This is a genomic window from Streptomyces sp. NPDC012474 (assembly GCF_042955185.1).
Classification (GTDB): Bacteria; Actinomycetota; Actinomycetes; order Streptomycetales; family Streptomycetaceae; genus Streptomyces; species Streptomyces cahuitamycinicus.
In genome coordinates, this window is record NZ_JBIBEP010000022.1 from 15,554 (window position 1) to 27,420 (window position 11,867).

An 11,867-nucleotide genomic window follows, 5' to 3' on the forward strand; every position below is an offset into this window, starting at 1 on the left:
CTCACTCGGCCGTGACGCTTACGCGTCCTTGCTCAGGTTCGGGCCCGAGCCACCGGCCGCCTGCTCGATCGGCGGGACGTCCGGGAGAGCCGCCTTCTCCTCGCCGCGGAAGGTGAAGGTCTTGGTCTCGCCCTCGCCCTCCGTGTCGACCACCACGATGTGACCGGGGCGCAGCTCGCCGAAGAGGATCTTCTCCGACAGCGAGTCCTCGATCTCGCGCTGGATGGTGCGACGCAGCGGACGCGCACCCAGCACCGGGTCGTAGCCCTTCTTGGACAGCAGTTCCTTGGCGGACGACGAGAGCTCGATGCCCATGTCCCGGTCCTTCAGGCGCTCGTCCACCTTGTCGATCATCAGGTCGACGATCTTGAGGATGTCGCCCTGGCTGAGCTGCGGGAAGACGACCACGTCGTCGACGCGGTTGAGGAACTCGGGCCGGAAGTGCTGCTTGAGCTCGTCCGAGACCTTGTTCTTCATGCGCTCGTAGTTGGACTTGGTGTCGCCCTGGGCGGCGAAGCCCAGGTTGAAGCCCTTGGAGATGTCCCGGGTGCCGAGGTTGGTCGTCATGATGATGACCGTGTTCTTGAAGTCCACGACCCGGCCCTGGGAGTCGGTCAGCCGACCGTCCTCCAGGATCTGCAGCAGCGAGTTGAAGATGTCCGGGTGGGCCTTCTCGACCTCGTCGAACAGGACCACCGAGAACGGCTTGCGGCGGACCTTCTCCGTCAGCTGGCCGCCCTCCTCGTAGCCCACGTAGCCGGGGGGCGAACCGAAGAGACGCGAGACCGTGTGCTTCTCGCTGAACTCCGACATGTCGAGGGAGATCAGCGCGTCCTCGTCACCGAAGAGGAACTCGGCGAGCGCCTTGGACAGCTCGGTCTTACCGACACCGGACGGGCCGGCGAAGATGAACGAACCACCGGGGCGCTTCGGGTCCTTCAGACCGGCACGCGTACGGCGGATCGCCTTCGACAGCGCCTTGACGGCGTCGACCTGGCCGATGACCCGCTTGTGGAGCTCGTCCTCCATGCGCAGCAGACGCGAGGACTCCTCCTCGGTCAGCTTGAAGACCGGGATGCCGGTGGCCGTCGCGAGGACCTCGGCGATCAGCTCGCCGTCGACCTCGGCGACGACGTCCATGTCGCCGGCCTTCCACTCCTTCTCCCGCTTGGCCTTGGCGGCGAGGAGCTGCTTCTCCTTGTCGCGCAGGGAGGCGGCCTTCTCGAAGTCCTGCGAGTCGATCGCGGACTCCTTGTCGCGGCGGACGCCGGCGATCTTCTCGTCGAACTCGCGCAGGTCCGGCGGCGCGGTCATCCGGCGGATGCGCATCCGGGAGCCGGCCTCGTCGATCAGGTCGATCGCCTTGTCCGGCAGGAAGCGGTCCGAGATGTACCGGTCGGCCAGCGTGGCGGCCTGGACCAGCGCCTCGTCCGTGATGGAGACACGGTGGTGGGCCTCGTACCGGTCACGCAGACCCTTGAGGATCTCGATCGTGTGCGGCAGGGACGGCTCCGCGACCTGGATGGGCTGGAAGCGGCGCTCGAGGGCGGCGTCCTTCTCCAGGTGCTTGCGGTACTCGTCGAGCGTGGTGGCACCGATGGTCTGGAGCTCACCGCGGGCCAGCATCGGCTTCAGGATGGAAGCCGCGTCGATGGCGCCCTCGGCGGCACCCGCACCGACCAGCGTGTGCAGCTCGTCGATGAACAGGATGATGTCGCCGCGGGTGCGGATCTCCTTGAGGACCTTCTTCAGGCGCTCCTCGAAGTCACCGCGGTAGCGGGAACCGGCGACCAGGGCACCGAGGTCCAGGGTGTAGAGGTGCTTGTCCTTGAGGGTCTCGGGCACCTCGCCCTTGACGATGGCCTGGGCGAGACCCTCGACGACGGCGGTCTTGCCGACGCCGGGCTCACCGATCAGCACCGGGTTGTTCTTCGTACGGCGGGACAGCACCTGCATGACCCGCTCGATCTCCTTCTCGCGCCCGATGACCGGGTCGAGCTTGGACTCACGAGCGGCCTGGGTGAGGTTCCGGCCGAACTGGTCGAGGACCAGGGACGTGGAGGGGGTGCCCTCGGCAGGACCGCCGGCGGTGGCGGTCTCCTTGCCCTGGTAACCGGAGAGCAGCTGGATCACCTGCTGCCGCACGCGGTTCAGATCTGCGCCCAGCTTGACCAGGACCTGGGCGGCGACGCCCTCGCCCTCGCGGATCAGGCCGAGCAGGATGTGCTCCGTGCCGATGTAGTTGTGGCCCAGCTGAAGGGCCTCGCGGAGCGACAGCTCCAGGACCTTCTTGGCACGGGGGGTGAAGGGGATGTGGCCGGACGGGGCCTGCTGGCCCTGGCCGATGATCTCCTCCACCTGCTGGCGGACCGCCTCGAGCGAAATCCCGAGGCTCTCAAGGGCCTTGGCGGCGACACCTTCACCCTCGTGGATCAGGCCCAGGAGGATGTGCTCAGTGCCGATGTAGTTGTGGTTGAGCATCCGGGCTTCTTCCTGAGCCAGGACGACAACCCGCCGCGCGCGGTCGGTGAACCTCTCGAACATCGTTAATCGCTCCTCAGAGCGGTCAGGCAGTGGGGGGAACTTCCCCTCCCTGTCCTTCCGCAGCTTAGTCCCGCAAGCGGGGACCGCTCATTCCAACTGCCGACACCGTCCTTGGCCTCCTGACCCCGAACGCCGACATCTGCTCCAACCCGATGGTGCGAGACGATGTTCCCGCAGGCCAGGCAGATACCCCACTCGCCAGTACGCCGATGGCGAACGTGAGACGGCCTTTCCTGCGTGTCGCCCCCTCCCACTAGGGATGTCTTACCCGCGGGCACCGGAAGTCCATGCCGAGCGCCCCCGTTCCCTCCGCTACGGGCGAACAACCTTGCGCCTCCCCGCACTCCCCGCGCGCCCCCATTTCGCCACTCTGCGCACTCGTAACACAACCCAGCGTAACCCGGACGGCCTTCCGGCTGTTGCACTTGGCATGTTCGGCGCCCCTCACCCCGTGATCGCGTCCCCATCCCGGCTCCTTCCACTCCCCCGGCGGCCGCTCGACGCGGTCGGCGCGAGCCGTCAGGTCCGGCGGTGGTACGAGAACGAACTCGGGTGGCCGACGGTGCCCGGCGATCCGCTGCGGCTCGTGGTGGGGGTGCGCTACGACGTCCTGGACGTCCCGGCGGAGGCGGGGCACGCGGCACTGCGGCGCCTGGCGCCGGGCTCCCCGGTCGCCCTGCACGGCGACCGGATGCTGCTCCTGGTGGCCGCGGGCAGCGCGGAGGAGCTTCCCGGGCTGCTGGAGTGGCTGGACTGGGGGTCCCTGCCGCTGGACCTCGGGGCGGTCGGGGCGGGCGGTCTCCTGGAGGCGCCGTCGCCCCCGGTGCCTCGCGAGGAAGGGGACACGCCGCTCAGGGACGCGCCGCCGTCCTGCCGGGGCCGGGTCGGTTCCCAGGGGGCCGCCGTGTGGCTGCGGCCCCCCGAGCCGGGATACGAGGTCGAGGCCTCGCTGCCGACACTGTCGGCGCTGGGGGGCGATGGGAACGCCCCCGATCTCGTGCGGCTGGTGAACGCGGTGGCCACTCAGTGTCACCGGGTCCGGCTGCGGCGCGCGGGCGCCCAGCCACCGGCCTTGCGGGCGCAGGGTCGGTAGTGCCGCTGATCAGCCGTTGGCCTTCTCGTAAGCCTCGCGGATGGTCGCGGGAACACGGCCGCGGTCGTTGACCTCGTAGCCGTTCTCCTTCGCCCAGGCGCGGATCGCCGCGGTGTCCTGGCTGCCGCTCGACGCGGCGCGCGCCTTTCCGCGCCCCCCCGAAGCACGGCCTCCGGTACGCCGACCGCCCTTCACGTAAGGATCGAGAAGGCCACGGAGCTTGTCCGCATTGGCAGTGGTGAGATCGATCTCGTACGTCTTGCCGTCCAGCGCGAACGTCACGGTCTCGTCCGCCTCGCCACCGTCGAGGTCGTCGACAAGAAGGACCTGAACCTTCTGTGCCACCGGATTTCCTTTCATCGATATCTTCAAGGGCCGGGGGTTGCCGGCGTCCGCCGTATCGCCGTCCCCTGTTATATGCAGTACTGCAGTACCTCGGAAAGCAAACCGCTTTTCCCGGGAAAACACAAACCCCCGGCAGAGACCGGGAGCCCGGGCTCGGCCCGGAAACGTGCGCGTTTCGGACATAGGGCACCGGGGCAGGGCGGGCGGCGGCGAATATGCCTTGACGAACGAAGCTGCCGGACACTCTTGCGGCTCACTAGCGGCCGGCGATCACAGATGCAGAAGCATCCGGCTGTTGCCCAAGGTGTTCGGTTTCACCCGTTCGAGTCCGAGGAACTCCGCGACGCCCTCGTCATAGGAACGCAGCAGCTCCGCGTAGACATCGGTGTCGACGGGCGTCTCGCCGATCTCCACGAAGCCGTGCTTGGTGAAGAAGTCGACTTCGAAGGTCAGGCAGAAAACGCGGCGAACGCCGAGCCAGCGGGCGGTCTGCAGCAACTTCTCCAGCACACGGTGTCCGACACCCGCCCCCTTCAGGCCGGGCTTCACCGCGAGAGTGCGGACTTCCGCGAGGTCTTCCCACATCACGTGCAGCGCGCCGCAGCCGACGACCTCGGCGTTGTCGTCCCGTTCCGCGACCCAGAACTCCTGGATGTCCTCGTAAAGCGTCACCGTCGCTTTGTCGAGCAGGATGCCGCCGCGGACGTAGGCGTCAAGGAGGCGGCGCACGGCCGGGACATCGCTGGTGCGGGCCCGTCGGACGGTGATGGCTTTTGCGGTGGCTTCGGGCCTCTTCGCGGACATGACGGGACGCTATCGCCCGCCGTCGTCCTGAGCGGCGGCGGGGTTCTCCGGGGGCCCTCGTCGGGGTTCCGCTCGTTCGGCCGGTTCTGCGGATTCCGACGGTTCGGTCGGTTCCTGGGTTTGCGGGCCCTGGACGATGCGTACGGCATCGCTGAGCGACCGGCGCTGTTCCTCGCTCATCATGCCGAAGAAGGCGACGAGAGCGGCTGCGGGGTTGTCGCTCTGCGACCAGGCGTCGTTCATCAGGGCGGCCGCGTAGGCGGCGCGGGTGGAGACGGCCTCATATCGATAGGCGCGGCCTTCCGCCTCGCGGCGCACCCAGCCCTTCTGATGGAGATTGTCCAAAACGGTCATCACGGTGGTGTACGCGATGGACCGCTCCTTCTGAAGATCTTCCAGGACTTCTCGAACGGTCACCGGGCGGTTCCACTTCCACACCCGCGACATGACCGCGTCTTCGAGTTCTCCCAATGGGCGAGGCACAGCTCAGAACAATAGTGGGAGATCCCGGTTATGGCGTGGCGGACGTGCCCTTCACCGGCGAACGGGAACAAAAAGGGCGTACGACTCGAAAGTGCGGGCGCCGCGAGGTGCGGGCCCGCCGAGTCGTACACCCTCGGAGGGAGTGGGGTCAGGCGTCGGCCGTCGGGGGTGTCGCGGCGGGCCGGCGGGCGCCCTCCACCCGTGCGAGGGCGGCGTCCACGGCCGCGTCCTCCTTGGCCTTGTTGGCGCCGCCCTGTGTCTTCACGATCACCCGGATCACGCCGACGAAGAAGACGGCCATGACGGCCGGGGGCAGGAGCGCGGAGACGTAGTCCATGGATCCAGGGTAGCCATGTCAGCCCGCGGCGAGCTGCTGGGGGCCGTCCGGGGGCGGCGGTGCCGGCTTGCGCCGCGGGAAGACCTCGCCCGGGGTGGGGATCGGGCGGGAGGGCTTCGGAGTGCCCGGGGCGGGGGCCGGGGCGGGCTTGGGCGCCGGGGCCGGCTTGCGCGCCGGTTTCTTCTCGGGCTGCTTCTCCGGGCCGTCTCCCGAGGAGGCGCCGACCGGGGCGCAGCGGCCACCGGGGAGCGCCAGCAGGCGGGCACGGGAGCCGGGGACGGCGGTCGCGGGAAGCGGCGCGGCGGTGAGGGGGGCGACCGTGCAGCGGTCCAGGAGGGCCGCGGCGGCGGGGTTGCCGCGCAGGGCGCGCAGGGCGGCGAGGTCGTCGGGCAGGGGGCGGTAGCCGGCCCCCAGCGCCTCGTCCAGGAGGGCGAGGTAGCCGGCGGCGGTGCCGGGGAGGGCGGCGCGGTACCGGCCCAGGTCGGCCACCAGGAAGGCGCGCAGCCTGGCCCCCTCCCGCAGCGCCTCGTCGAGCGACTCTGCGAGACGGAGACAGTCCTGGACGTCGTCGGCCGAGGCAGGGGTGGGGTGGAGGGCGAGGGCGAGAGCGCGGCGGAGCACACGCAGCTCCTCCGCGCCGAACGCCATGCCGCCGCGGGATCCGTATGGCGTGGGCATGCGGCGACGATACGCGCTAATCAGACAAATCTCGCATAGGGGGCGGGTGTGGCGTGGGGGACCACTCGTCCCGCCCAGAGCACCCCGCCCCGCCCCGCCCCGCCCCGCCCCGGCAGCACCTCACATGCGCGACACGTTCCGCTCGTAGACCAGCCGCAGCCCGACCAGCGTCAGCCACGGTTCGTGCTCGTCGATCACCGACGACTCGCCCAGAACCATCGGAGCCAGCCCGCCCGTCGCGATGACGGTGACGTCGTCGGTGTTCTGTGACAGCTCGCGGGCCATGCGGTTGACCACGCCGTCGACCTGGCCGGCGAAGCCGTAGATGATGCCCGACTGCATCGCCTCGACCGTGTTCTTGCCGATGACGCTGCGGGGCCGGGCCACCTCGATCTTGCGGAGCTGGGCGCCGCGGACGCCGAGCGCCTCGACGGAGATCTCGATGCCGGGGGCGATGACCCCGCCGACGTACTCGCCGCGCGCGCTGACCGCGTCGAACGTCGTCGCCGTGCCGAAGTCGACGACGATCGCGGGACCGCCGTAGAGCTCGACCGCGGCGACCGCGTTGATGATGCGGTCCGCGCCGACCTCCTTGGGGTTGTCGGTCAGGATCGGGACGCCCGTCTTGACGCCCGGTTCGACGAGGACCGCCGGCACGTCGCCGTAGTAGCGGCGCGTCACCTCGCGGAGTTCATGCAGGACCGAGGGGACGGTGGCGCAGATGGCGATGCCGTCGATGCCGTCGCCCAGCTCGTCGCCGAGGAGCGGGTGCATACCCATCAGGCCCTGGAGGAGGACCGCCAGCTCGTCGGCCGTGCGGCGCGCGTCCGTGGAGATGCGCCAGTGTTCGACGATCTCGTCGCCGTCGAACAGGCCGAGGACGGTGTGGGTGTTTCCTACGTCGATCGTCAGCAGCATGACCCGTACCCGCCCCTACTCGGCCGGCCGCAGGTCCAGGCCGATGTCCAGGATCGGCGAGGAGTGGGTGAGGGCCCCGACGGCCAGGTAGTCGACGCCGGTGTCCGCGTAGGCCTTGGCGGTGTCGAGGGTGAGGCGGCCCGAGGCCTCCAGGGCGGCGCGGCCCTGGACGACGGCGACGGCCTCCGCGCACTCGCCCGGCGTGAAGTTGTCCAGCAGGATCAGGTCCGCGCCGGCGTCCAGGACCTCGCGGAGCTGGTGCAGGGTGTCGACCTCGACCTCGATGGGGACGTCGGGGAAGCGTTCGCGGACCGCCCGGAAGGCCTCGGCGACGCCGCCCGCCGCGACCACGTGGTTGTCTTTCACGAGCGCCGCGTCGGAGAGGGACATGCGGTGGTTGACGCCGCCGCCGCAGCGGACCGCGTACTTTTCGAGGCCGCGCAGGCCGGGCGTCGTCTTACGGGTGTCGCGGACCTTGGCCTTGGTCCCGTCGAGTACGTCCGCCCACGCGCGCGTGGCCGTCGCGATGCCCGACAGGCGGCACAGGATGTTCAGCGCGCTGCGCTCCGCCGTGAGGAGGTCGCGGGTGCGGGTGGTGACGGAGAGGAGCTTCTGTCCCGCTTCGACGCGGTCGCCGTCCTCCGCGTGGCGCTCGATCTCGAGCTCCTCCTCGCAGACCACCGAGATGACCGCCTCGGCGATGCGCAGGCCGGCCACCGTGCCCGCCTCGCGTGCGGTGAAGTCGGCCGTGGCCACCGCGTCCTCGGGGATGGTCGCCACCGTCGTCACGTCCACGCCGTGGGCCAGGTCCTCCTGGAGGGCGACGTTGGCGATGTCCTCCACCTCGACGGGGTCGAGGCCGGCGTCGGCCAGGAGCTGGGCGAGTGCGGGGTCCAGGCCGCACTCCAGGTACGCCTCGTCGCCCGCGCCGCAGGCGCAGCCGTCGCCGCAGCCTCCGGAGGAGGCGAGGGGAAGGTCGGGGGTGCTCACGTCGGTCACTGCTCCTGGGGGGCCTGGGGCGGGAAGGTCGTCGGAGGGAAGTCTGTGGTGTCCGTGGTGTGCACGGCCAGCGTGCGGTCCGGGTTCAGGGTCACGACGATGTGGCGGCGCCAGCCGCTGTCGTCGCGCTCGGGGCGGTCCTCGCGCCAGTGGCAGCCCCGCGTCTCCTCGCGCAGCAGGGCGGCGGCGACCAGGACACGGGCGACGCACAGGAGGTTGGTGGCCTCCCAGGTGTCGACGCCGGCCTCGGCCGTCTTGCCGTTCTCGGCGAGGGCCTCCCGGGCGTCGGTGTGCAGGCGCTGGAGCTGGTCGGCGGCCTTGGTGAGGGAGCCCGCCGAGCGCAGGACGCCCGCCCCGGCCGTCATGATCCGCTGGATCGTGAAGCGGGCCTCGGGGGTCTGCAGGGGGTGCTCGGGGGTCTCCGGGTGCGGGACCGGCTGGGGCACACGCGCGTGCAGGCCGTTCGCCGCGATGTCGGCCGCGATCCGCTCGGCGTAGACGAGGCCTTCGAGCAGGGAGTTGGACGCCAGGCGGTTGGCGCCGTGCACGCCGGTGCAGGCGACCTCGCCGCACGCGTACAGGCCGGGGACGGTCGTACGGCCGTGGGAGTCGGTGCGGACGCCGCCGGAGGCGTAGTGGGCGGCCGGGGCGACCGGGATGGGGCTGGTGACCGGGTCGATGCCGTGGGCGCGGCAGGCGGCGAGGATCGTCGGGAAGCGGTGCTCCCACATCTCGGCGCCGAAGTGCCGGGCGTCGAGGTACATGTGCTCGGCGTCCTGCTCCTGCATGCGGCGCGTGATGCCCTTGGCGACGATGTCGCGGGGGGCCAGTTCGGCCAGTTCGTGCTGTCCTGCCATGAATCGCACGCCACCGGCGTCGATCAGGTGGGCGCCCTCGCCGCGCACGGCCTCGGAGACCAGGGGCTGCTGCCCCTCCGCGTCCGGGCCCAGGAACAGCACGGTCGGGTGGAACTGGACGAACTCCAGGTCACTGACCTCCGCCCCCGCCCGCAGCGCGAGCGCCACGCCGTCGCCCGTCGACACCGACGGGTTGGTGGTGGCGGAGAAGACCTGGCCCATGCCGCCGGTCGCGAGGACCACCGCGGGGGCGTGGACGGCCCCCACGCCGTCGTGCTGGCCCTCCCCCATGACGTGCAGGGTCACACCGGCGGTACGCCCCTCGGCGTCCGTGAGGAGGTCCAGCACGAGCGCGTTCTCGACGGTGCGCATGCCCCGCGCGCGGACGGCGTCGACCAGGGCGCGGGAGATCTCGGCGCCGGTGGCGTCGCCGCCGGCGTGGGCGATGCGGCGGCGGTGGTGGCCGCCCTCGCGGGTCAGTTCCAGCTCGCCCTCGGAGGACGCGTCGAACCGGGCGCCGGTCTCGATGAGGCGGCGTACGGCGTCGGGGCCCTCGGTGACGAGGAGGCGGACCGCTTCCTCGTCGCACACGCCCGCGCCCGCGACCAGGGTGTCGTCGAGGTGCTGCTCGGGAGTGTCGCCCTCGCCGAGGGCCGCGGCGATGCCGCCCTGGGCCCAGCGGGTGGAGCCGTCGTCGAGACGGGCCTTGGTGACGACGACCGTCCGCAGTCCGGCGGCCTCGCAGCGCAGGGCCGCCGTCAGGCCGGCGACGCCGGAGCCGACGACGACCACGTCCGCGGCGATGGACCACCCGGGGGCGGGCGCGTGCAGTCGTATGCCTGTCGTGGTCACGAGGCGGCTCCGAAGCTTCCGAAGGTGAGGGGGACATTGTCGATCAGCCGGGTCGCCCCGACCCGGGCGGCGACGGCGAGGACCGCGTCGCCCGTGAAGTCGTCCCCGATCTCCGTGAAGTCGGACGGGTCGACCAGGGCGAGGTAGTCCAGCGCGAGCGGCGGGTCGAGGCGCGCGGCCTCGTCGAGGACCTGGCGGGCGGCCGCGCGGACGGCCGCAGGGCCGCCCGGGACGGCCGTCGCCACGGCGTGCGTGTCGGCCGCCGCGCGGGACTCCCCTATGGCGCTGAGCGCCTCGGCCCGCGCGCGCGTGGCGGGCACTTCGCGGGCCCGGGCACGCAGCGCCTCCTGCGCGGCGTGCCGGTCCTGGCCCGCGAACAGGGCCCCGGACAGGGCGAGGGCGGTACGCCGCTCCGCGGCCGACAGGTAGCGGTTGCGGCTGGACAGGGCCAGGCCGTCCTCCTCGCGGACGGTGGGCACGCCGACGATGTCCACGCCGAAGTTCAGGTCCCGCACCATGCGGCGGATCAGCGCGAGCTGCTGGGCGTCCTTCTGGCCGTACAGGGCGATGTCGGGGCGGGTGAGGTGCAGCAGCTTGGCGACGACGGTGAGCATGCCGTCGAAGTGGCCGGGCCGGGAGGAGCCCTCCAGGCGCTCGCCCATGGGGCCGGCGGTGATGCGGACCTCGGGCTCGCCGCCGGGGTAGACCTCGTCCACGGAGGGTGCGAACACGACGTCCGCGCCCGACTGTCCGGCGAGCGCGATGTCGGCGTCCAGCGTGCGCGGGTAGCGGTCGAGGTCCTCGCCCTGGCCGAACTGGAGCGGGTTGACGAAGACGGTGACGACGACCTCGCCGTCCGGCCCGGCGATGCCGCGCGCGGTGCGGATCAGGGTGGCGTGGCCCTCGTGCAGCGCGCCCATGGTCATCACCACGGCACGGCGGCCCGCACGCGCGTGCGCGTGCAGTTCCCCGGCGGTGCGCAGCAGGGTGGTGGTCATCGGGCGTCCCCTCCGGTGCTGTCGGTCCCGTCGGTGCGGTCGGTCCCGTCGGCGAGTACCCCGAGGAGGTCCTCGGCGAGCTCCGGCTTCAGCAGGCCGTGGGCCAGGGCCCGGTCGGCGGTCGCGCGGGCCATCGCCAGGTAGCCGGCAACGGTCTGCGGGGCGTGCCGGCGCAGCTCGGTGACGTGTGCGGCGACCGTGCCCGCGTCCCCGCGCGCGACCGGGCCGGTGAGGGCCGCGTCGCCGGAGCGCAGGGCGTTGTCCAGGGCCGCGCCGAGCAGCGGGCCGAGCATCCGGTCGGGGGCGGCGACCCCGGCCGCGCTCAGCAGCTCCATGGACTGGGCGACCAGCGTGACCAGGTGGTTGGCCCCGAGGGCGAGTGCCGCGTGGTAGAGCGGCCGGTTCTCCTCGGCGATCCACTCCGGCTCGCCGCCCATCTCGATGACCAGGGCCTCGGCGGCCAGGCGCAGCTCCTCGGGCGCGGTGACGCCGAAGGAGCAGCCGGCCAGGCGCTGGACGTCCACGGGCGTGCCCGTGAAGGTCATGGCGGGGTGCAGGGCGAGCGGCAGGGCGCCCGCGCGCAGGGCGGGGTCGAGGACCCTCGCGCCGTAGCGCCCGGAGGTGTGGACGAGGAGCTGCCCCGGCCGTACGGACCCGGTGTCCGCGAGGCCGGTCACCAGGCCGGGCAGGGCGTCGTCGGGAACGGTCAGCAGCACCAGGTCGGCCCGCTGGAGGACCTCGGCGGGCGGCATCACCGGCACGTCGGGCAGCAGTTGCCCGGCGCGGCGCCGGGACGCGTCCGAGACGGCGGAGACGGCGACCGGGCGGTGCCCGGCGAGTTGCAGGGCCGCCGCCAGCGCTGGACCCACGCGGCCGGCGCCGACGACGCCGACGGTGAGCCGCGCGGGGCGGTCCTTGGGATCTGGCTGTGGGGTTGTGTTCACTCGACGGCGGCCTTC

Annotated in this window: 12 protein-coding genes; 1 reads left to right on the forward strand and 11 read right to left on the reverse strand. The window is 71.7% G+C overall.

Annotation, left to right across the window (positions count from 1 at the left end):
• Nucleotides 1-18: 18 nt before the first annotated feature.
• On the reverse strand, nt 19-2,544 hold the full coding sequence (locus ACFY9S_RS34655) for an AAA family ATPase (RefSeq protein ID WP_391136652.1): 2,526 nt from the start codon (nt 2,542-2,544) through the stop codon (nt 19-21).
• A 430-nt stretch (nt 2,545-2,974) separates the two neighbouring features.
• Here ACFY9S_RS34655 and ACFY9S_RS34660 point away from each other — a divergent pair, with 430 nt between their 5' ends.
• On the forward strand, nt 2,975-3,637 hold the full coding sequence (locus ACFY9S_RS34660) for an SCO3374 family protein (protein ID WP_391136655.1): 663 nt from the start codon (nt 2,975-2,977) through the stop codon (nt 3,635-3,637).
• Nucleotides 3,638-3,646: 9 nt separating this feature from the next.
• Here ACFY9S_RS34660 and ACFY9S_RS34665 read toward each other — a convergent pair whose 3' ends face one another.
• The 10 genes from ACFY9S_RS34665 to ACFY9S_RS34710 all read right to left on the reverse strand — a co-directional run bounded on the left by ACFY9S_RS34665 (nt 3,647) and on the right by ACFY9S_RS34710 (nt 11,852).
• On the reverse strand, nt 3,647-3,982 hold the full coding sequence (locus ACFY9S_RS34665) for an Lsr2 family protein (protein WP_102910506.1): 336 nt from the start codon (nt 3,980-3,982) through the stop codon (nt 3,647-3,649).
• A 270-nt stretch (nt 3,983-4,252) separates the two neighbouring features.
• Nucleotides 4,253-4,786: an amino-acid N-acetyltransferase gene (locus ACFY9S_RS34670; RefSeq protein WP_102910507.1), complete on the reverse strand. Its 534-nt coding sequence runs from the start codon at nt 4,784-4,786 to the stop codon at nt 4,253-4,255.
• A 9-nt stretch (nt 4,787-4,795) separates the two neighbouring features.
• Nucleotides 4,796-5,233 carry a BlaI/MecI/CopY family transcriptional regulator gene (locus ACFY9S_RS34675; RefSeq protein ID WP_391136950.1) on the reverse strand — a complete coding sequence of 146 codons (438 nt, stop codon included), beginning with the start codon at nt 5,231-5,233 and terminating at the stop codon, nt 4,796-4,798.
• Between the two features lie 184 nt (nt 5,234-5,417).
• Complete coding sequence (locus tag ACFY9S_RS34680) at nt 5,418-5,606, reverse strand: hypothetical protein (RefSeq protein WP_391136659.1); 189 nt, start codon at nt 5,604-5,606, stop codon at nt 5,418-5,420.
• Nucleotides 5,607-5,624: 18 nt separating this feature from the next.
• Nucleotides 5,625-6,254: a hypothetical protein gene (locus ACFY9S_RS34685; RefSeq protein ID WP_391136953.1), complete on the reverse strand. Its 630-nt coding sequence runs from the start codon at nt 6,252-6,254 to the stop codon at nt 5,625-5,627.
• 150 nt (nt 6,255-6,404) lie between these two features.
• Nucleotides 6,405-7,202, reverse strand: a complete 798-nt coding sequence (locus tag ACFY9S_RS34690; RefSeq protein WP_391136662.1) for a type III pantothenate kinase — start codon at nt 7,200-7,202, stop codon at nt 6,405-6,407.
• A gap of 15 nt (nt 7,203-7,217) precedes the next feature.
• Nucleotides 7,218-8,192 carry a carboxylating nicotinate-nucleotide diphosphorylase gene (gene nadC, locus ACFY9S_RS34695; protein WP_391136665.1) on the reverse strand — a complete coding sequence of 325 codons (975 nt, stop codon included), beginning with the start codon at nt 8,190-8,192 and terminating at the stop codon, nt 7,218-7,220.
• Nucleotides 8,193-8,197: 5 nt separating this feature from the next.
• Nucleotides 8,198-9,910: an L-aspartate oxidase gene (locus ACFY9S_RS34700; RefSeq protein WP_102910124.1), complete on the reverse strand. Its 1,713-nt coding sequence runs from the start codon at nt 9,908-9,910 to the stop codon at nt 8,198-8,200.
• On the reverse strand, nt 9,907-10,908 hold the full coding sequence (gene panC, locus ACFY9S_RS34705) for a pantoate--beta-alanine ligase (protein WP_391136669.1): 1,002 nt from the start codon (nt 10,906-10,908) through the stop codon (nt 9,907-9,909). The genes ACFY9S_RS34700 and panC overlap by 4 nt, the downstream gene beginning before the upstream one ends.
• Entirely contained in the window at nt 10,905-11,852 is a 948-nt protein-coding gene (locus ACFY9S_RS34710; protein WP_391136672.1) for a DUF2520 domain-containing protein, read from the reverse strand. The genes panC and ACFY9S_RS34710 overlap by 4 nt, the downstream gene beginning before the upstream one ends.
• Nucleotides 11,853-11,867: the final 15 nt, after the last annotated feature.